Source organism: Aeromicrobium panaciterrae (assembly GCF_031457275.1).
GTDB classification, from domain to species: domain Bacteria; phylum Actinomycetota; class Actinomycetes; order Propionibacteriales; family Nocardioidaceae; genus Aeromicrobium; species Aeromicrobium panaciterrae_A.
On sequence record NZ_JAVDWH010000001.1, the window covers coordinates 591,027 to 610,498 of the forward strand.

General features: G+C 62.7%; 16 protein-coding genes and 1 tRNA gene. 8 read left to right on the forward strand and 9 right to left on the reverse strand.

Going from position 1 to position 19,472, the window contains the following annotated elements; translation table 11 throughout:
• Nucleotide 1: 1 nt before the first annotated feature.
• From tmk to J2X11_RS02970, 3 genes are read left to right on the forward strand one after another with little or no spacing between them, the layout of a single operon-like run.
• Nucleotides 2-643, forward strand: a complete 642-nt coding sequence (tmk, locus tag J2X11_RS02960; protein WP_309966610.1) for a dTMP kinase — start codon at nt 2-4, stop codon at nt 641-643.
• Nucleotides 640-1,785, forward strand: coding sequence for a DNA polymerase III subunit delta' (locus tag J2X11_RS02965; RefSeq protein ID WP_309966612.1), 1,146 nt, complete (start codon nt 640-642; stop codon nt 1,783-1,785). The genes tmk and J2X11_RS02965 overlap by 4 nt, the downstream gene beginning before the upstream one ends.
• Nucleotides 1,782-3,314, forward strand: coding sequence for an alpha/beta hydrolase (locus tag J2X11_RS02970; RefSeq protein WP_309966614.1), 1,533 nt, complete (start codon nt 1,782-1,784; stop codon nt 3,312-3,314). Before J2X11_RS02965 ends, J2X11_RS02970 begins: the two co-directional genes overlap by 4 nt.
• A gap of 6 nt (nt 3,315-3,320) precedes the next feature.
• On the opposite strand, the gene J2X11_RS02975 is transcribed toward J2X11_RS02970, so the two are convergent.
• Nucleotides 3,321-3,842 carry a DUF937 domain-containing protein gene (locus J2X11_RS02975; RefSeq protein ID WP_309966616.1) on the reverse strand — a complete coding sequence of 174 codons (522 nt, stop codon included), beginning with the start codon at nt 3,840-3,842 and terminating at the stop codon, nt 3,321-3,323.
• A 45-nt stretch (nt 3,843-3,887) separates the two neighbouring features.
• Nucleotides 3,888-4,175, reverse strand: a complete 288-nt coding sequence (locus J2X11_RS02980) for a chorismate mutase (RefSeq protein WP_309966618.1) — start codon at nt 4,173-4,175, stop codon at nt 3,888-3,890.
• Nucleotides 4,176-4,271: 96 nt separating this feature from the next.
• On the opposite strand from J2X11_RS02980, the gene J2X11_RS02985 reads away from it, so the two are divergent.
• Nucleotides 4,272-4,347, forward strand: a tRNA-Thr gene (locus tag J2X11_RS02985).
• Nucleotides 4,348-4,361: 14 nt separating this feature from the next.
• On the opposite strand, the gene J2X11_RS02990 is transcribed toward J2X11_RS02985, so the two are convergent.
• The 4 genes from J2X11_RS02990 to J2X11_RS03005 form a co-directional block, all read right to left on the reverse strand.
• Nucleotides 4,362-5,498, reverse strand: coding sequence for a tyrosine-type recombinase/integrase (locus tag J2X11_RS02990; protein ID WP_309966621.1), 1,137 nt, complete (start codon nt 5,496-5,498; stop codon nt 4,362-4,364).
• A 148-nt stretch (nt 5,499-5,646) separates the two neighbouring features.
• Entirely contained in the window at nt 5,647-6,708 is a 1,062-nt protein-coding gene (locus J2X11_RS02995; RefSeq protein ID WP_309966624.1) for a hypothetical protein, read from the reverse strand.
• Nucleotides 6,709-6,766: 58 nt separating this feature from the next.
• On the reverse strand, nt 6,767-7,126 hold the full coding sequence (locus J2X11_RS03000; protein WP_309966625.1) for a hypothetical protein: 360 nt from the start codon (nt 7,124-7,126) through the stop codon (nt 6,767-6,769).
• A gap of 9 nt (nt 7,127-7,135) precedes the next feature.
• Entirely contained in the window at nt 7,136-10,216 is a 3,081-nt protein-coding gene (locus J2X11_RS03005; RefSeq protein WP_309966626.1) for an MMPL family transporter, read from the reverse strand.
• Nucleotides 10,217-10,252: 36 nt separating this feature from the next.
• Between J2X11_RS03005 and J2X11_RS03010 the strand changes: the two genes are divergently transcribed.
• The 4 genes from J2X11_RS03010 (at nt 10,253) to J2X11_RS03025 (ending at nt 15,305) form a co-directional block, all read left to right on the forward strand.
• Entirely contained in the window at nt 10,253-10,855 is a 603-nt protein-coding gene (locus J2X11_RS03010; RefSeq protein ID WP_309966628.1) for a TetR/AcrR family transcriptional regulator, read from the forward strand.
• The gene (locus tag J2X11_RS03015) at nt 10,852-11,364 is read left to right on the forward strand and encodes a PaaI family thioesterase (protein ID WP_309966630.1); all 513 of its coding nucleotides are present in this window, start codon (nt 10,852-10,854) and stop codon (nt 11,362-11,364) included. Before J2X11_RS03010 ends, J2X11_RS03015 begins: the two co-directional genes overlap by 4 nt.
• A gap of 586 nt (nt 11,365-11,950) precedes the next feature.
• Entirely contained in the window at nt 11,951-13,222 is a 1,272-nt protein-coding gene (locus J2X11_RS03020; RefSeq protein WP_309966632.1) for a helix-turn-helix domain-containing protein, read from the forward strand.
• 79 nt (nt 13,223-13,301) lie between these two features.
• Nucleotides 13,302-15,305, forward strand: a complete 2,004-nt coding sequence (locus J2X11_RS03025; protein WP_309966634.1) for a fatty acid desaturase — start codon at nt 13,302-13,304, stop codon at nt 15,303-15,305.
• 12 nt (nt 15,306-15,317) lie between these two features.
• On the opposite strand, the gene J2X11_RS03030 is transcribed toward J2X11_RS03025, so the two are convergent.
• From J2X11_RS03030 to J2X11_RS03040, 3 genes are read right to left on the reverse strand one after another with little or no spacing between them, the layout of a single operon-like run.
• Complete coding sequence (locus tag J2X11_RS03030) at nt 15,318-16,265, reverse strand: DUF389 domain-containing protein (protein WP_309966635.1); 948 nt, start codon at nt 16,263-16,265, stop codon at nt 15,318-15,320.
• 4 nt (nt 16,266-16,269) lie between these two features.
• Nucleotides 16,270-16,959 carry a response regulator transcription factor gene (locus J2X11_RS03035; RefSeq protein WP_309966637.1) on the reverse strand — a complete coding sequence of 230 codons (690 nt, stop codon included), beginning with the start codon at nt 16,957-16,959 and terminating at the stop codon, nt 16,270-16,272.
• Nucleotides 16,956-19,463: a sensor histidine kinase KdpD gene (locus J2X11_RS03040; protein WP_309966639.1), complete on the reverse strand. Its 2,508-nt coding sequence runs from the start codon at nt 19,461-19,463 to the stop codon at nt 16,956-16,958. The genes J2X11_RS03035 and J2X11_RS03040 overlap by 4 nt, the downstream gene beginning before the upstream one ends.
• Nucleotides 19,464-19,472: the final 9 nt, after the last annotated feature.

The following is a 19,472-nucleotide window of genomic DNA, read 5'->3' on the forward strand; positions in this document are numbered from 1 at the left end:
CATGGATCCGCTCTTCACCGACACCGGGGTGTTCCTCGCCCTCGAGGGTGGGGAGGGGTCCGGCAAATCCACGCAGGCGGCCCTGCTCGTCGAGTGGCTTGAGTCGCTGGGCCACCGCGTCCTGCTGACCCGTGAGCCCGGTGGCACCGAGGTCGGCAAAATCTTGCGCCATATCGTCCTCGACAACGACACGGGTGAGCTGTCCCCGCGTACTGAGGTCCTTCTGTACGCCGCCGACAAGGCTGAGCACGTCGACATGGTCGTGCTGCCTGCACTCGCTGACGGAGCCGTCGTGCTCACCGATCGCTACGTCGATTCGACGCTCGCCTACCAAGGCGCCGGCCGCAATCTCGACATCGCCGAGGTCGAGCACATTGCGCGCTGGGCCACCTCGTCGCTTCGTCCGCATCTGACGATCGTCCTCGACATCGACCCGGCAATCGGACATGCGCGGTTCGAGGGCGCCGACCGCATCGAGTCTGAACCGTTGGAGTTCCACCAACGCGTACGCGCACACTTCCTGGAGCTGGCCGCTGCCGATCCGGCGCACTATCTCGTCGTCGGTGGTGGTGGCACTCCCGAAGAGATCCACGCCGACATCAGGACCGCAGTTGAGCCATGGCTCGGTCAGGCTCACCCATGAGCGTCTGGTCTGACCTGGTCGGCCAGGAGCCGGTAGTCGAGATCCTCAAGGACGCGGTTGCGTCCGCAGGCGGCGAAGGCCGCTCGATGACCCACGCCTGGCTGTTCACCGGTCCTCCCGGGTCTGGCCGCTCCAACGCGGCGGGTGCCTTCGCAGCTGCACTGCAATGTGAGCAGGGCGGCTGCGGCGAGTGCCATTCCTGCACCACAGCGCACGCTGGCAGCCATCCCGACATCACGATCATCCGTACCGACGGACTGTCGATTGGCACCGACGTGGCCCGCGAGTACGTACGCAAGTCGGCCCTGCGGCCTGCGCTCGGTCGCTGGCAGGTGCTGATCGTCGAGGATGCCGATCGACTCACCGACCAGGCTGCCAATGCGTTGCTCAAGGCGATCGAAGAGCCGTCCAAACACACGATCTGGATGCTCTGTGCGCCCGCGGTTGAGGACGTCATCATCACGATCCGTTCGCGTTGCCGCCCGGTACTGCTTCGTACGCCATCCGCCACGGCGATTGCGGGTCTTCTGGTCGAACGCGACGGCATTGAGCCGGCGCTGGCTTCTGCCGCTGCTGCGGCCTCGCAGGGACATATCGGCCGAGCCCGCGGACTTGCCAAGGATCCGGCCGCACGCGAGCGTCGCCGGGCGATCCTCGCCCTGCCTGTGTCGCTACGCGACCTGGGCGACTGCCTCGCGGCGGCCCAGACGATCAACGATGCAGCTGCGGCCCGAGCTGCAGAGGTCGGCGACGCGGCTGATGAGCGAGAGCTCGCTGACCTGCGCCAGGGCTGGGGAGTCGAGGAACGAGGCCGACGCCCGGCGGGCTACTCGGGGGCGCTGTCGACGCTCGAGAAGGACCAGAAGCGCCGTCGTACGCGACTTGCCCGCGACTCGATCGATGGGGTTCTCCTCGATCTGCTGTCGTTCTGCCGCGATGTGCTCGCCGTCCAGTGCGCAACCGGGACCGATCTGATCAATGCCGATGTCGTCGACGACATCAATACGGTGGCGCGGATGTGGACGCCCGAATCGACCATCGGGATGATCGATGCCATCGTCGAGTGCCGTGAGTCGCTCACGGCAAATGCTGCTCCGCTGCTTGCTCTCGAACGAATGATGATGGGACTTCGCCAGACATGAACAGACGCGCCTGGGCTCTCGGCCTCGCACTCGTGCTCATCATCACCGCGGTCATCGTGGGCGCGGCTTACGTGATCACCGATCGCGAGACCTGGACCAAGCCTGAGCCGGTCGCGTCGGACGTACCCAGCGACCTTTCGAAGTTCTACACGCAAGATGTCTCGTGGAGCAGCTGTGACGATGCCAAGTGCGCCGACGTGGCCGTTCCCATCGACTACGACGACCCCACCGGCGCGACGACCAAGCTCGCGGTCAAGGTGATCCCGTCGCTCGGTGGTGCCGCCAAGCGCAGCATCTTCGTGAACCCCGGCGGACCTGGCGGCGACGCCACAGACTTCGCCGACACGATGTCGTCGGAGTTCGGCAACGAGGTGCTCGAGACGTACGACATCGTTGGCGTCGATCCCCGAGGCGTCGGCGACAGCGAACCGCTCCAGTGCATGTCAGACGACAACTTCTCCGACTTCACCAACGTCGATCCCGACCCCAACACTCCTGAGGAGATCGCTGCGCTTCGCAAGAGCGTGACTGATCTCGGCACGGCCTGTGAGCGTGAGGGTGGCGAGCTCGCGGCCCATGTCTCCACCGAGGAGGCTGCACGCGACATGGACGTCGTACGTGCTCTGCTCGGCCGCAAGAAGATGGACTGGTTTGGCGCCTCCTACGGCACCCAGCTCGGCGCGACGTACGCGACGCTGTTCCCCAAGACCGTCGGACGCATGGTCCTCGACGGTGCGGTTGACCCGGCACTCAGCGTGATTGAGTCCGCGATTGGTCAGGCGACCGGGTTCCAGCGCGCTCTCGTGGCATTCGCCAAGGACTGCATCAAGAAGGACTCGTGCCCGCTCGGCAACGACCTCGATGCTGGCATGGCCAAGATTTCCGACCTCATGCGTCGGCTCGACGAGACTCCTATGGAGACCGGAGATCCTTCCCGCGAGTTGACCGAGGGCCTGGCGTTCTACGGGGTCGCCGTCACGCTCTACGACAAGGGCACGTGGCACTACCTCGAGCGTGGACTCAAGGAAGCCTTCGGGGGCGATGGCACGACATTGCTCGTGCTCTCCGACGCCTACTTCGACCGCGATCCCAACGGCAAGTACGGCGACAACATCGGTGAGGTCATCTACGCCGTCAGCAGCCTCGATGTCGCCGATCCGCCGACTCTGGCGGAGGTGGAGGCTGCGTTGCCTCGCTTCGAGAAGATCTCTCCGGTGTTCGGACGCGCACTCGGTTGGGGCACGCTGTCGCCCAGCGACTGGCCGATCAAGGCGACGCATCCACAGGTCAAGATCGACGGCGAGGGGGCTCCGCCGATCATCGTGGTTGGAACGACGCGAGACCCAGCCACACCGTACGAAGGGGCCCAGTCCCTGGCGAAGCAGTTGGCGTCAGGTGTTCTGATCTCCCGCGATGGTGACGGCCACACGGCCTATTCGTCCGGCAACCAGTGCATCAGCAAGGCCGTCGACGAGTACCTCGTCTCCGGCAAGGTGCCCAAGGATGGGCTGTTCTGCAAGGCTGAGTAGCAAGCGCTACTTCGCGCCGCCGAGCAGGCTGCCGAGGATCGAGCCGAGATCGGGAGCGTCCGACTTTGCGGTCGAGTTGGCCTTTTCGACTTCGGCCTTCACGGCACCCGCATCGGCCTTTCCGCTACCGGCGACTCTGCTCGCGAGGAAGGCCATCACGATCGGCGCGGCGATCTTGAGGATCTTTTCGACGTCGATTCCGGACACTCCGGACTTGTCGCCAATGGCCTGCGAGACATCGGGCGTGGAGCCGCCGAGCACCTTCTCGAGGATGCCGCTGCCGGCCACACCGCTGATCAGGGCACCGAGGTCCCCGAGCGGTTGGGCTTCGGCGTGATCGCCGAGCGCGCTGGCCAGCGAAGCTGCACCGTCACCGCTCTGGACGTTCTTGTCGAGGCCGCCGAGCAGAGCGGGGAGGCTGTCCTTGAGGACTTCCTGCACCTTGCCGGGCTCGATGCCGAGCTGCTGGGCGATGTTGTCGAGGGTGTCCGTGTCGATGCCGGAAAGGATGTCGTCTGCGAGAGCCATGCAGGCAGCGTAGACCTGCCGTGTGAACTCGACCAGACCAACGAGTTAGTTGCGGATGGCCTCGTGGTGGCGGATGACCTCTTCGATGATGAAGTTGATGAACTTCTCGGCGAATGCCGGGTCGAGATCGGCCTCTGCGGCGAGGGCGCGCAGTCGGGTGATCTGCCGTGACTCACGCTCAGGGTCGGCAGGCGGCATGCTGTGCTCAGCCTTGAGCTTGCCGACGCGCTTCGTGTACTTGAATCGCTCCGCCAAGACATGGATCAGCGCAGCATCGATGTTGTCGATGCTCGCTCGGATCTCCTCGAGCTCTGCCTGCGTCGCGTCAGTCACGGATGCGATTCTACGGTGCTGAGGTCAGTTCGTTCCCGGTACGGCCAACCGGTAGACTCTTGCTTCGGTTCGGCGGGCGATCCTCGCTGAACCTTGGCCGCTTTAGCTCAGTCGGTAGAGCGTTTCACTCGTAATGAAAAGGTCATCGGTTCGATTCCGATAAGCGGCTCCACACGTCCCAGCAGGTCACGGCAGTTTGTGGGCATCTGGACGATTCACCCCATCTGATGAGGTTTGCCCCAGATTTGCCCCGGGGCCATTTAGGAGAGCTAATCCAGCTCGATCTGCCGTCGTGCCGAGGTGATGGACGTATCGGTCTGTCGTGCTGATATCTGCGTGACCCATCCACGTCTTGACCGTCACGACTGGTACTCCGCGTGCCAGCCAGAGGCAAGCGGCGGTGTGTCTGAGGTCGTGGATTCGTCGCCCTTTTCCCAAGTTTCGCCAATCGGTGCTTCGCATGAATGCGGTGCGATGAATGGCCGCGCCTCGATCGGTCGTGATGAGCAGGTCGGTTGGAGCTTTAGCCTGCGCCATTGCCAGTAGCAGGGGCTTAACGCGGTCAGCGACAGGCACAAGTCGGGAGTGCCCGGACTTGGTGGATTTGGTGTCTCGGCCTTCGCTTCGACTTCTCTGCACGCGCAGCATCGCATCAGGTACTTCGATCAGATCACCTACACGCAGTGCGCGAAGTTCCCCCCATCGCAGACCAGTCCAGGCGGCGACTACGACCACATCGGCGAGACGTTCATTCAGCTTGGCAATCTCATCGGCAAGGAGGTCGATCTCAGCCTCCGTGAATGGCTGCATTTCGACGGCAGGATCTATCCGTCTGGGCGCACGGACTCCGGCAACCGGGGAAGCTGTCGTCAGTCGTGCACGTACGCAGTCCGCGAAGAAGGCGGAAAGGGATGCGCGGTATCTGACGACGGAGCTGTGCGCTCGGTCATCGCGCGACCACCCGACCAGCAACTGAGCGACGTGTGCCTCGGTGACGGCATTCACAGACAAACCCATGAACCAGCGTGGCAAAACCCGCGCCAGGTCGGCATCGACAGTCAGGGTTCCGGGCGCGACGGCGCCCTCTCTGTCGCGGACCCAAGTCGCTAGGCGAGTCTCAACCCGAACACGACCAGCTTTCAGGTCGACACCGGCAGACAGTTTGGATTGTTCCGACGCGGCCCAAGTCTGCGCTTCACGTTTTGTGTCGAATGTCTTCGCGCCGACATACCGACGACCGTCCTTGACGACTGCGGTCCATCGACCGTTGGCCTCTTTGCGAATCGCGGCCATCACGCGCCGCCACGGTGCGATCGAATCCACGCGAGAACATCGGTAGACAGATAGCGCGGGGACTTTGGAGTTACCCAGATGACGGGGGGGCCGTCACCGGCAAGCCGCATCCGACAAAGCGTCGACGGATGAACGCCGAGTAGTCCGGCGACAGTCCGCGAGTTCAGCAGAGCCTCCATCAGGCCAACCCAAGGCGACGCCGCTGTATGGCCAGACGGTGCTCGATGCTCACTCCGCGCACATGCTCGTCCTTGGTCATCACGCTCTTGAGGACTACGAGAAGTTCCTCGATGGTGCGCGCGTCAAAGTGCGCGCCTGCCGCTGTTGCATAGCCGATGAGAGCAGGGAGGAGGATTCGGAGTGAACCTTCTCGCGAGCCAATCCGTACGAGTTCATCGCCGATGGGTGCACCGGCCAATTGTGCATCCTGTATCCGCCGCCAGTCGTCCGAGACTGGTCGGCGCGATCGGTTTGAATCGCCGCTGGGTTCGCGCAAACTGAGCCATTCGCCAGTGAGGTACTTCCACAGCGTCCGGCGATTTCGGAGGACATCATCAGGGTCACTTAGACCGAAGTCGCGGAGTGCGTCCCGGCGGAGCTGAAACTCCACTCGTACAACTCGGTCGCCTGGCTTGTAGGCATCGCCCCACACGCTGGGCCACCAGTCGGTTCCTTTTTGCAGCGACTCAAGGGTCTTGTCGTAGATTCGGGCAAGAATTGCGTTACCGGCGCCCCACCCGAGTCCAGTGAGGTCTTCGTCGTCTTCCCAGGTCCGGCGAGCTTTGGCTCGTGAAACGAAATCGCGACGGTCTTCGGCGACGAGGCTCCAACCTTGTACGTCGACGAAGAGGTCCATTCGGCTCACTTGCCAGTCGATGTGGCCGAGGATCGCGGCGAAAGTTTCGCGGCACCATTTCACGACGGCTTCGATACCTACGGCGTGAATGAACTCGGCATGAGGCTGGACGAAAACCGTCGGCAAGTTGTCGCTGTAGGTCATCCCAACCATCGCGTGCCTGTGCTCAAGTCGGAACCGATGCTTGTTGAGCGGCCCCCAGCCCACCAGGAATTGCTCGTTGCCGAGAGTGAGTGGAACGGGGTCGCGGTTGACGCTGGCGAGCGTGCGAGCTCGTTCGAGGTCTTCCACCAGTGCGGAGGTCAGAACTCCACGGCCTGTCAGGTACAGAGCATCAACGCCAGACGCCAGCTCTTTCAGTGAATTGTTCCGTTCTATATCCATATATGAGAATGTAGTCAGACCAAGCACGGTCGTCAATACTTCCAGATATGGAAATAGTCTATTCTTCCTCGGAGGCGGAGAACCATTTCTTCAGATCGACGGAGACGCCGCGCATGTCGTATTCGTCTGGATGAGTTCCAAAGACCGTGCGGAACCACTTGACCTTGCGATACACAGTGGTGGGCGCCATTCCCAGGTCGATAAGTCCTTGATATCCGCCGTAGGCATGCCACATAACCCAGAAGCCCACTAGATCGGTGACTTTGTTGGCCGAGTACCTGCGTGCAAGGGGTCGAAGGACAGGATCCGTGATTGGTGCAACGTTCTTTTCGGTCCAGGCCAGATAGCGATCCCACGCTTTGCGGGCTTTGCCCCTGCCCTCAGGGGACGGCATTGGGTCGGATCGGAAGTCAGTCATAGTTCCATATTAGGAACTACCGTCCACAGTCTGAGGAGTGGGCTCGTCTACCGGTGGTTTGCTGGGCCACCAGTTGCGGTCCCCGAGTAGTGCGGCGCAAGAAGGGACGACAAGGGTGCGGACAACGAAGGTGTCAAGAAGCAAACCGACTGCGACCGCGAAACCCGTTTGGGCTAGGCCGTGGACCGAGGAGCCGATGAGGGCGACAAATGCACTCGCGAAAATTATCCCGGCCGAGGTGATGACGGGTCCGGTAGCGGTAACGGCATCGGCCACGTCTCGACGGCTCAGGTTCAGCCCGCCCTCGCGCATGCGACTCATTAGCAGAATGTTGTAGTCGGCACCGACCGCGACGAGGAGCACGAACGCAATGACTGGCACGTTGAACTCGATGTTTTGACCGATGAGGTGCTGCCAGAAGAGAGTGGTCAGGCCGAGGGCTGCGGCGCACGAGAGGATGACCGAGGCCAAGAGGTAGATGGGCGCGACGAGTGACCTGAGCGTGATGATCAGGATCAGCAGCACGATGGCGAGGACCAGGCCGACCACGTATCGGGTGTCGTGATCAAGATATTCTTGTAGGTCCGCTCCTAGACCCCCAGCGCCTGTCGCGAGGATGTCAGTGTCCTCCAATGTCGTGCCGCGGATGGCTTGTTTGGCCGCGTCGTGAGTGGCGGCGTACCTGTTGACACCGTCGACACTGAGAGGATCGGTCTTGCCGCTGATCTGGATGCGTGCCACTCGACCATCGGAGCTGAGGAACGTCTTGCGTGCCAGGGCGAGGTCCTCGTCCTTGAGTGCACTAACGGGGAGGTAGAAGCCACCCGCGTCTACCGTGTTGGCTTCGTCTCGGACATCGGTCAGGTAGGTGCCTGCTTCATCAAGTCCGTCGGTGAGTTGGGATGTCTCGGTCGCAAGTTGGGTGATGCCTGGGCTGATTGCACTAGTGCCGTCAGCGAGCTGCTCGCTTCCTGCGGCGAGCTGGGCGAGTTTGTCTCGGAAGACTTTCTGTCCGTCTGCAAGCTCCCCGCTGCCCTTTTCTGCGCGGACCAGGCCCTCATGCAACTTGCGCAGTCCGTCGGCGAGGTCGCTCTGGCCGGATCCAATGCGCTTGGCGGCGGTCGCGGCGTCTTGAAGGCCGCCGAGGAGCTGATCCTCTTGGGCGTCGACGATTTGCTTGAGTCCCTTTCGAGCCTTGTTGCAGATGGGGTCGATGCCGCACAGGGGATCGGCGGCGAGTGCCTGCTGAATCGATCTAAGTCCCTGAACACCTTGCGCCGCTTTGTCGTGAGCGCCCTGGAGGCCAGTGGCGAGCTGATTTGCGCCGTCGGCGAGCTGTGCGGCGCCTGATGCGGCGGTATCGGTCTTGTCGGCAGCGGTTCCAAGGCCGGCCTTGAGTTCGGTCAGGCCAGTGACGAATTGGTCGGCGCCGCTCACAGCCTGGGCGCTTCCGTCAGCGAGTTGTTTCGTTCCGCGATCAAGCTCCGTGGCCCCGTCGCTCAATTGGTCCAGCCCCGGTTGCGCTTTCGTGAGCTTGCGATCGGCCTCGTTCAGCTCCTTCGCCAGCGTTCCTAGCTGGTGGCTGATCTGGGCTTCACGCAGCGGCTTGCCCGCAGGTTGGGTGATGCTCCGTACTGAGGAGACCCCGGGGACTTTGGCAACCGCATTGCTCAATGTGTTGATACTGGCCAGGTCTTTTGGATTGCGCATGTCTCGTTTGGAGGTCACCAAGATGTAGTCGGGCAGGGTCTCGTTCGGCGCGAAGTGCTTAGACAGAGCGGCATTGCCGACGTTGCTGGGAGTGGTGGACGGCTGGGCTGCGCGGGTATCGAACGACAAGGTCATCGTAGGAAGAAACGCAGCCAGAGCGGCGAGGAAGAGGACGCTTCCAGCGAGGACTCTGCCGGGTCGTGTTGCGACCAAGGTGCCGACTCGGCTCCAGGTGGATTCAGGGTGGATCGCAGGTGCAGGACCGATGCGGTGTCCGGCCCACGAGATGAGTACGGGGGTCAGGGTCAGGTTGGCGGCCAACGACACGGCGACCGCGATTGCCATCCCTGGACCGGTGGTGGAGAAGATGCCGAGGTTGGCTGCGATCAAAGTGCAAGCGCCCAAGATGACCGTGGCCGCTGAAGCCACCAGAGCCGAGCCGATGCGAGTCGTTGCGGTATCAATCGCGGTTGTCACGTTGCCGCTGTCGCGGTACTCATCACGGAATCTGCTCAGCAGGAAGACGGAGTAGTCAGTACCGGCGCCGAGCACAATCGCCATCACGAAGGCCGACGTGTAGGACGACAGTGCGAGCCCGGACTCCCCAAGTATGGAAAGCACGCCTCGCGTGCACACCAAGGCCACTCCGATGGTGGCCAGCGGAATCAGTACAGTGACAAGTCGCCGGTAGATCAACACCAGGATGAGTACCAACAGTCCGATGCTGACGGCGTGGATCGTCTTCGACGCCTCATCGACAGCAGTGGTCAGGTCGGCCACTGTTGCTGGATCGCCGGTGATGTGAACCTTCGTGCCGGGATCAGGGTCCGCCTTGTCAACAATGCTCCTCAGGAGCGCCACATCCTCGTTCGACCGAGGTGACCCAATCGGTGCCTTCAGCCCGACTGGTATATAGGTGGCACGTCCGTCCTTGCTCGTCAGCGAGGTCCGTAGCTGGCTTTGATCTAGGTAATCCTGAACCTCGACGATCTGTTTCGGGTGAGCATTCAAGCCACTCACGATGCGACGGTACGTCGCCTCATCAGAGTCGTTCAGGCCATCATCGTTGACTAGGACTACGAACGCGTATGCCTGTGTCTTTCCGGTGCCAAAGGCCGAGTCCATGGCTTCCAGGCCGCGAACGCTAGGTGCCCCATCTGGCAAGAATGCCGTCGTGCCCCGCTCGACGACCTCTTCCAAGCTGGGCGGGATCAAAACCAGCCCCACGCTGAGCGCGATCCAAGCAGCAACTGTGAAGGCCGGGAACTTCAGGGCGAGGCGAGGGAGGCGCAGAACGCCGCGGCGACCGCTCTGTCGGCTTGGCTTCATTGTCCACATCCTAGTCACAGATGTTGAACTTAGAGTACAAACTGCGGTCATGCAACGCTAGACTCACCTCGACAACAGGAGGATGCGATGAGGGCACTGCCAGTTCAGCTCGCCACCAAGCTGTACGGAGCGGCCGAGTTGATGGCCGATCAAGGGCTGGACAACACCAAGATCGACGACATTGCCGAAGCGAGTGGCGTGCCGAAGGCGACCTTGTATTACTACTTCGCAGGCAAGGAGGAGATACTTGCGTTCTTGCTCAAAGACCTCCTTACCGCGATTGCCGGGGATGTGGCTGTGGCGGTGGCCGCGGATGGGCAAGCCAGCGAGCGCTTGGTCGGCGTGGTTCGCGCGCAATTGGATGTGATGGTTCGCCACCCCGCATTGTGCCGAGCTTTGGTCGGCGACCTCGGCCGAGCGACGCGACTACCGGAGCTTGCGGCGGCGCTTAGTGCAGCCTTCTACGAGCCCGTGGAGGAATTGTTGCGAGAAGGTGCAAAGGATGGCTCCCTACGAGCCACTGAGGACCCCATGTCGGAAGCCGTCATGATCTTCGGGACCGTGACGGTAGTTGGCCTAATGGAAGCCATATTCGGCCCACAGAACGATCCGGAAAACATCGCTCGCGGAGTTTCACGTCTTCTGCTCGACGGCCTCGCTCCTCGGAACCCAGGAAAAGCGTCCTCATGAGCGGAAATGGATTCGATGCCCTGTTTGCATGCTGGGAACAGGATCAACAAGCCCCGCAGTCTGATGGCGACACCCTGCCGTCGCACCATCCGCAGTGTCTGGGATGTGGCGTTCAGAATCCGCACGGTCACCATCTGGAGGCTCGCCGCGAAGGGGCTAACGCAGTCGTTGCGACGCACAAGTTCGATGCCCGCCACGTCGGTGCCCCAGGCATTGCTCACGGTGGGGCTGTGGCGACAGTGCTGGACGACCTCTATGGGTTCCTCCTGTACGCCATCGGAAACCTCGCGGTCACCCGCAAGCTTGAGGTCGAGTACCTCCGACCTGTGCTCCTGGATGTCGAGTACTCACTGCGAGCGGTCAGCACAAAGCCGGACGGTCGCAAGATCCGTATGTCGGCCACCCTCGAAGACGTCGCTGGACAAGTTATTGCTCGATCCGTCGCGCTTTTTCTCATCGTTGAGATTGAGCACTTCACTAGCCACGGAATGCCTGACACGGCTTCTTAGCAAGTCCCGCGGGTGGACGGATGCTGAGAATGTATTTTGTGGGTGCTGTGTTACAAAGGGCGCACCCAAGCCGACCAAGCGAGCCAGCTCAGCTCTGAACGTGCCGATCCATCGAGTCCGGCCATCGGGCCGACTGTGCAGGCCGTGCGCGGGCTCCGCCCTTGCGCGCGGCGCTGCCCATCCGGACCGAAGACCGGGCAGCGAGTGGCTGAGCATTCGTTTCACGCGCGGGTGAGAACGCGGCTTTCCGACGGTCACTGATCGGCGCCCCTCCACACGGATGCGCAACTGGGCCATGCACCGAACGTCGCGGAAGATGAGCGCATCCATGCGAAGCCTCTGCGCCACCCCACGAGCTACGCATCAGCGCCCGCCAGAAAGCCGCTCGGTGGTCGGGTCGGGGATTTGCCCCGGATTTGCCCCGATGGCGAACACGTTGAGTTTGAATCGCAACGGAATCATTCGCTGCAACGTGTGCAATCGGTGCAAGCTCGATCCAGCGCCCTCGTAATGAAAAGGTCATCGGTTCGATTCCGATAAGCGGCTCCACGGAAATCAAAGTGTGAATCTCGGTAGTGTCCCGGTCATGAGCACGAGTGCCGGCGATCCGGCGAATGTTCCTCCCGACGCGCTGGTGCTCGAGTTGCGTCGCACGGCCGCTGAACTGCTGCGGGATGTGTCGTCGTACGCGGACGACATGTTTGCGTACCTCCTCGAGCGCATCCCGGAAGCTGGCGCCGATGACGAGATCCGCGGACTGACTCTCGGATCGTGCTCGTCGAACCTAGAAGCGGCGCTTTCGATGATTCGACACGGAATAGACGTGAGCGCGGCGACTGCACCTGTCACGGCCTTGGAGCATGCGCGCGCCATGGCGGCTCGCGGCTACAGCGTCGACGTGATGCTGCGCTTCTATCGCCTGGGCCACGCCTACTTCAGTGAGCGCATGCTCTCCAAGGTCACGGACGTGGTCGAAGACCCAACGCTCGCACTCGGGGTGGTGGCCAGCCTTCAGCGGTACGCGTTCCCTTACGCCGACCGCATCTCCAGCGAGGTTGCCGCCGAGTATGGTGCCGAACTCGATCGCATACAAAACCGAGCCCGAGCGGCCCGGACCGATGCCGTCCGTGGTCTGATAGCCGGCGACAAGATCGACCTCGGGCGAGCCGAAAGAGCGTTGTCACACCGGCTCACAGGATGGCAGACCGCCTTCATTTGCTGGACCGAGCGCGATGATGCTGATCTCGGAGGCATCGGAGCGGTGGCGGGTGCGCACTTCGGTTCCGTTCATCCTCTGCTCGTCGCGGACGGAGCTCAGGCGCTGTGGGGGTGGGTTTCCACCACTCACGCACCCGACGTGACACCTGGGGGCCTCACGGCACTGGCCGACCAGATCCCGTCGTCGGTCCGGATCTCCCTCGGTACGCCAGCAGAGGGCCCCGGCGGCTTCCGCGACTCCCATGCCCAGGCTCAGCGCGCCCGGCGGATAGTTCACCTTTCAGGTCGGGCGGTGCCGCTGACTCCATACGCTGAGATCGCTCTCGTCGACATGATGAGCGGCGACCTGGAGCTTGCCCGCGCATTCGTCTCTTCTGAGCTTGGTGCCCTTGCTGTCGTGGGACGTCGAGAGGAAGAGGATCGGCGGACTCTGTTGGCAGTCCTCGACGCACAGGGAGGACTGGCAGCCGCAGCGAAGGCACTCGGTGTGCATCGCAACACCGTGCTTCAGCGTATGCACCGGGCAGAGGAACTCAGAGGGCGTCCTGCCACGACACGAGTTGCCGAGCTGCACGCCGCACTGCAGCTCGTCCATGTGCTCGGACCAGTGATACTTGCCCCGGAGCCTGGCAAAACCTAACCGACGGTGTGCTGCCAGCACATTGTGCTGGGCTCGAAACCCCTAGTGCCAAGCAGCTCGCGGTTCGTATGGTGCAGGCATGTCAGCAACCGCAGAGCAAGCCACAGCCTCGCGCCACGCACTCCCTGACCCGGGTGAAGGTGTCCCAGTGATCTCGTGGCCTATTGTCGGCATCTTCTGCGGTGCCGTTGCGGTGTTCGCGTTCTCCACATGGGCGGCGGTGGCCGACAGGCTTCCCGCCCCGGCGACGGTCTCGCTCAGCGCGGGTGCGATCTTCGTGCTGTTCACGGTGCTGCACGATGCCGCGCACTACTCAATCAGCACTCACCGCTGGGTCAATGTGGCGTTCGGCCGGGTCGCGATGCTGTTCGTCTCGCCACTGATCTCGTTCAAGTCGTTCGCCTTCATTCACATTGAGCACCACCGCAACACCAACGACGACGAGAACGACCCTGACCATTTCGTCAGCGGCGCGCCAATGTGGCAGCTTCCCGTCCGGTTCCCCCTGATGGACGTGCCGTACCTGGCCTTTCTGATTCGCAATGTAAAGCGCCGGCCCAGGGCCGAGGTCTTGGAGACCGTGTTCCTGATGGTTGCGACCATCACAGTGATTGTCATTTGCGCATTCACCGGTCAGCTGTGGACCCTGGCACTGATCTATCTGATCCCCGAACGAATCGCCATGTTCGTACTGGCGTGGTGGTTCGACTGGTTGCCACACCACGACCTTGAGGACACTCAACAAGAGAACCGCTACCGGGCCACCCGCAACCGAGTCGGCTCGGAGTGGGTCCTCACACCGCTGCTTCTCTCGCAGAACTATCACCTCGTCCATCACCTGCACCCCTCGATCCCCTTCTACCGCTACGTCGCGACGTGGCGGCGAAACGAGGAGGCATACCTCGAGCGGGACGCTGCGATCGGAACCGTCTTCGGCCAGCAGCTCGACGCAGACGAGTACCGGGAGTGGAAGCGTCTGAATGGCACGCTCGCCCGTCTTCTGCCCGTACGTATGCCGAAGCGCTCGTCCGCCGGCGCCGCGGTGTTCCACTCACTCAGGGTCGCTGGCGTCGACCGTTTGACCAACGACAGTGCACTGGTCCGCTTCGACGTTCCTGACGACCTACTCGATCAGTTCTCCTTCGAGCCCGGTCAGCACGTCACCGTCCGTACGAACCTCGGAGGCGAAGGCGTACGGCGCAACTATTCGATCTGCTCCGCCTCGACCTCGGACGCGCTGGAGATCGCGGTCAAGCACATTCCCGGGGGCGCCTTCTCTACTTTCGTCATGGAACAGCTACGAGCCGGCGACACACTCGAACTGATGACACCGACCGGCTCGTTCGGCACTCCGCTTAACCCGCTTGCGACCAAGAACTATGTGGCGATCGCCGCCGGTAGCGGTATCACCCCTGTCCTCTCGATCCTGCAAACGACGCTCGAAGTCGAAACCGAAAGTCGCTTCACCCTGATTTACGGCAACCGAGACGCGGACAGCACGATGTTTCGGGAGGAGTTGGATGATCTCGAGTCGCGTTACGCCGACCGACTATGGGTCATTCACGTGCGTTCTCGCGACCCGCGACACCCAGAGCACCTCCGTGGTCGCGTCGATCGGCCGAAGCTCGATCAATGGCTCAGCTCCGAGCTGGCTGAGGACTCGGTGGACGACTGGTTCCTGTGTGGGCCGGTCGAGATGGTGACCGATCTGCGCGGACATCTCATCGAAACCGGAGCCGAGCCGGACAGCATCCACGTAGAGCTCTTTCACGGCTTCCAGAAACCGAAGGCTGCCGATGGCTTCGCCCCATCAACTGTCGGGGTGAACCTGCGCGGCCGTCGGCACGAGGTCCCGCTCGCTGCGGGCGACACGGTTCTTGAATCAGCGCTCAAGGCGGGGTTGGACGCGCCCTACGCCTGCCTCGGCGGAGCATGTGGAACCTGCAAGGCGAAGGTTCTGCTGGGGTCGGTGTCGATGGATCAGAATTTCGCACTCTCGACCGCCGTCGTTGAGGCTGGCTACGTGCTCACCTGCCAGGCTCACCCCACCACCGACGAGGTCAACGTTGACTACGACGGGTGAACCGGGCTGCCTTCAACTACTCGTTGTACCGGTGCGCGGCTTGGAGAACCGAGCCCACAGCGCTTGATGGATTGCCAGCGTCGCCCAGCCAGCGAGGGCCATACCGGTGATGTTGATCAACAGCTGCAAGGTGCTTCCCCAGATCTCGTGGCCCACCCCGAACGCGAGACCTAGCGCCACATTGCCGGCTGCCGGGATGGTCGTCACCGATATGAAGACCCCGGACAGACCTCCCGCTTTCGCGGAGATCAGCGACAGGACCCCAGCTGCGGCGGCGATGACCGCAACGATGAACGACCACCTGTCGGGCGAGTAGATGAATGCGGTCTGTGGTCGGGGACCAGTCACGTCGTCCACCGTGATCCAGCCCAGTCCGCGTCCGATCAGCGCCGCGACTGTGGTCGCCAAGATCGCGACAACGAATCCAATGAGCAGAGTTCGGGCGGACAACGCCAACAGGGAGTAGCGCCGACGAACCAGGGCCACACCAACAGCGGCCACCGCGCCGAACTCTGGTCCGAGGACCATGGCCCCGATCACCAAGATTTGAGAATCGAGGATGATGGCGATGCTGGCGATCAGCGTCGCCAAGACCATGAAGCTGAGATAGGTCCAGTTCAGCTCAGAGTCCTCGTACGCACGGTTGGTGACATCAACCCAGACCACAGCGTCCGCGCTGCTCCCCGGCGTTCGCCGCTCTGCGATCAGACCCTCCTCGGACAGCCACGCTTGGACCGGCTCAGCGTGGATGCTTCCCGACTCGTGCAGGCCGATGTCGCGGAGCTGGTCGATCAACGCGTTGGCACCTTCGCGAGCAACATCGACGAGGACGACATCACCCTTGGGACGCACCGCAGCACCCCTCAGGATCGAGAGGCTACTGACTGCCGGGTCGTCAGCCATGATCGACAAAACATCATCGGTCAGATCCGCAGGCGAGGTGATCCTCAAATGCAGCATGCGATCAGTCTGACTGACGATCGGACACGAGCCGGTAACCAATTCCGGGATCCGTCAGGAAGATCGTCGGGCGCGATGGATCCTGTTCAAGCTTTCGCCGCAGCTGAGCCATGTAGACGCGCAGGTAGTTGGTCTCCCGGTCGTAGCCCGGCCCCCACACCTCATGCAGCAGGTCAGCCTGACGTACGAGGCGTCCGCCACTGCGCGCCAGCACCTCGACGATGTGCCATTCAGTCGGCGTGAGGCGCACGTCCGCTCCGCCGCGCGATGCCTTGCGCTCGGTGATGTCGAGCAAGACGTCTCCGACTTCGACGACCAGGGGTGATCCGTCACCTCCGCTGCGCCGAATTGCCGCCCGTACGCGTGCAAGTAGTTCCTCGATGTCGAACGGCTTGGTGATGTAGTCGTCGGCACCCTCGTCGAGAGCCTCGACCTTGTCATCGGATTCGTGCCGCGCTGACAGAACTACGACCGGTACCTGCCCGTAGGCCCTCAGGCGCTTCAGCACCGTGACGCCGTCCAGATCAGGGAGACCGAGGTCGAGGATCACCACGTCCGGCATCCGCTCGTCGACGATCTGCAAAGCAGAGCGGCCATCTCCCGCCGTCTCGACGTCATAGCCACGAGCGCGCAAGTTGATCGAGAGAGTGCGCAGGATGGCGGGATCATCATCGACAGCGAGCACAAAGGTCATTGAGCGTCTCCATCCGCGGTCCGCAACGGGAGGTCGGCGACGAACGTCAATCCACCGCCAGGTGTGTCCTCGGCGGACAACGTACCGCCCATCGCCTCGGTCAGCCCGCGTGCAACGGCGAGACCAAGACCCACTCCTTCACCGCGAGGAACGTCACCCAGCCGTTGGAACGGCTCAAACAGTCGATCGCGTTCGGCTGGTGGAACCCCGGGACCTGTGTCGACTACTCGTATGAGCGCGCGACCGGCCAACACGGATGCGTCGACGCGCACCGATGTGTTCTCTGGTGCGTAGCTGAGGGCATTTGCAACGAGGTTCGCCACGACGCGCTCGAGCAGACCTGCGTCGGCTGCGATCAGCGCCGCGGCAGGGTCGATGTCTACGACGACCCGCTCGCTGCCGGCCAGAGAAGACACGGCGTCGCGGATGACCCCTTCGACCTCAACTTCGTCGACATGCGCCTTGACAGCACCCATCTGAAGGCGGCTCATGTCGAGCAGATTGGCAACGAGATCGTCGAGTCGATCCGCCGATTCCTCGACTGTCGCGAGCAGAGCCTCTTCGTCCTCAGGCGACCAGTCGATGTCGGTGTTCCGCAGACTACTGATCGCAGCCTTGACTGCGGCCAGCGGCGAACGAAGGTCGTGCGAGACGGCGGCCAGCAGTGCTGTGCGCGTGCGGTCGGCTTCCTCAAGTGCGTGCCGCTCTCCGCTCTCGGCAGCCGCCCGGCGCCGCTCGCCTATGACCGCAGCGTGCGCGGCGTATGCCTTCAGAAGTCGCTGGTCCGCTGCCGGAAGAGGTCGTCCGATCAGCGCGAGGCGCGACTCATCGTCGATCTTCACGCTGACATCTGCATCGGCGAGCGCAGCGATCGGAGCGCCGTATGCCTTGCGAACGTGATCTCCCGTGGCGATGATCGCCGCTCCGCGCATGCCGAACAGTTCGCACGCACTGGCAAGCAGCTCTGGGAAGTCATGGGCGTGGAGCAGGTTGTGCGAAAGCACAGTCAGCGCGTCTGCTTCCGCGCTCGCCTTCTCCGCCTGTGCGGTACGGCGTGCTGCCAGGTCAACCACGGACGACACGGCGATGGCGACGATGACGAAGAGCACCAGTGCGAAGGCGTTCTCGCCGCTCGCGATCGTGATCTTTCCCGTGGGCGGGGTGAAGAAGAAGTTGAGGCAAAAGCCGCTCACCAGGGCCTGAACGACAGCAGGACGGAGGCCGCCAATCAGAGCTGTCGCAACGACCAAGCCCATGAAGAACAGCGACTCCGTGGGCAATCCGTGGAAGTCAGGGGTGACCAGCAGGAGTCCAGAAAGTACGAACGGTCCCAAGATGCCGACCGCATAGCCGAGTAGCCGACGTCGTCGACCCAGCTCGGGAGTCGCGCGTACGTTTCCTTTCTTTCGGCGCGCTTGGTCGTGCGTGACGATGTGGACGTCGATGTCTCCTGACTCCGCGATCACGATCTCGCCGATTCCCGGGTTGACCAGCGTCGAAAGCCGTCCTCGCCGACTCGCGCCGATGATGATCTGGGTGGCGTTCTCAGCGCGCGCAAAGTCGAGAATCGCCGTCGCCGCGTCGTCTCCGACGACCGTGTGGAAGCTGCCGCCCATGTCCTCGGTCATCGCGTGGAGCTTGTGCAGGCGCGCTGGATCCATCTGAACCAGCCCGTCGCCGCGCGTCACGTACAGCGCCATCCACGCCCCGCCGCCCGTACGCGAAGCGATGCGAGCGGCTCGCCGAAGCAATACCTCGGACTCTGGGCCGCCGGTCACCGCGACAACCAGACGCTCGCGGGCAGCCCACGTCGAGTCGATCTGGTGCTGGTCGCGATAGCGGTCCATTCCTTCGTCGACCCGATCGGCCAACCACAGCAGCGCCAACTCGCGCAGGGCCGTGAGGTTGCCCTCCCGGAAGAACTGGGACATTGCTGCATCGATCTTGTCCGCGGAGTAGATGTTGCCGTGCGCCATTCGGCGTCGAAGCGACTGCGGGCTCATGTCGACGAGTTCGATCGCGTCGGCCTGTCGCACGATCTTGTCGGGCACTGTCTCGCGCTGGCGAATCCCGGTGATCGACTCGACCACGTCGTTGAGGGACTCCAGGTGCTGGATGTTGACCGTGGTGATGACGCAGATCCCGGCGTCGAGCAGCGTCTCAATGTCCTGCCAGCGCTTCTCGTTCTCCGTACCTGTCACATTCGTATGTGCGAGCTCGTCGACCAGCGCCACCTCGGGGTTGCGAACGAGGATTGCCGGCAGATCCATCTCTTCGTACGAGGTGCCTCGATAGTCAATGCGACGGCGCGGAATGACCTCTAGATCGGCCACCTGCTCGGCGGTGTGGAGTCTGCCGTGTGTCTCGACGAACCCGACCACGACATCGGTGCCACGCGATGCCCGACGCTGGCCTTCATCGAGCATCGCGAACGTCTTGCCAACGCCGGGTGAGGCACCGAGGTACACCCTCAGGATGCCTCGCTGCCTCGCCTCGGTCTCCACGTTCTCAGT

Excerpts from the sequence above, each read along its gene's own strand:
- J2X11_RS03025 (WP_309966634.1), top strand. The coding sequence starts at position 13,302 with ATGTCAGCAACCGCAGAGCAAGCCACAGCCTCGCGCCACGCACTCCCT.
- J2X11_RS03020 (WP_309966632.1), top strand. The coding sequence starts at position 11,951 with ATGAGCACGAGTGCCGGCGATCCGGCGAATGTTCCTCCCGACGCGCTG.
- J2X11_RS03035 (WP_309966637.1), bottom strand. The coding sequence starts at position 16,959 with ATGACCTTTGTGCTCGCTGTCGATGATGATCCCGCCATCCTGCGCACT.
- J2X11_RS03000 (WP_309966625.1), bottom strand. The coding sequence starts at position 7,126 with ATGACTGACTTCCGATCCGACCCAATGCCGTCCCCTGAGGGCAGGGGC.
- J2X11_RS02975 (WP_309966616.1), bottom strand. The coding sequence starts at position 3,842 with ATGGCTCTCGCAGACGACATCCTTTCCGGCATCGACACGGACACCCTC.
- J2X11_RS03015 (WP_309966630.1), top strand. The coding sequence starts at position 10,852 with ATGAGCGGAAATGGATTCGATGCCCTGTTTGCATGCTGGGAACAGGAT.
- J2X11_RS02965 (WP_309966612.1), top strand. The coding sequence starts at position 640 with ATGAGCGTCTGGTCTGACCTGGTCGGCCAGGAGCCGGTAGTCGAGATC.
- J2X11_RS02995 (WP_309966624.1), bottom strand. The coding sequence starts at position 6,708 with ATGGATATAGAACGGAACAATTCACTGAAAGAGCTGGCGTCTGGCGTT.
- tmk (WP_309966610.1), top strand. The coding sequence starts at position 2 with ATGGATCCGCTCTTCACCGACACCGGGGTGTTCCTCGCCCTCGAGGGT.
- J2X11_RS03010 (WP_309966628.1), top strand. The coding sequence starts at position 10,253 with ATGAGGGCACTGCCAGTTCAGCTCGCCACCAAGCTGTACGGAGCGGCC.
- J2X11_RS03005 (WP_309966626.1), bottom strand. The coding sequence starts at position 10,216 with ATGACCGCAGTTTGTACTCTAAGTTCAACATCTGTGACTAGGATGTGG.
- J2X11_RS02970 (WP_309966614.1), top strand. The coding sequence starts at position 1,782 with ATGAACAGACGCGCCTGGGCTCTCGGCCTCGCACTCGTGCTCATCATC.
- J2X11_RS03030 (WP_309966635.1), bottom strand. The coding sequence starts at position 16,265 with ATGCTGCATTTGAGGATCACCTCGCCTGCGGATCTGACCGATGATGTT.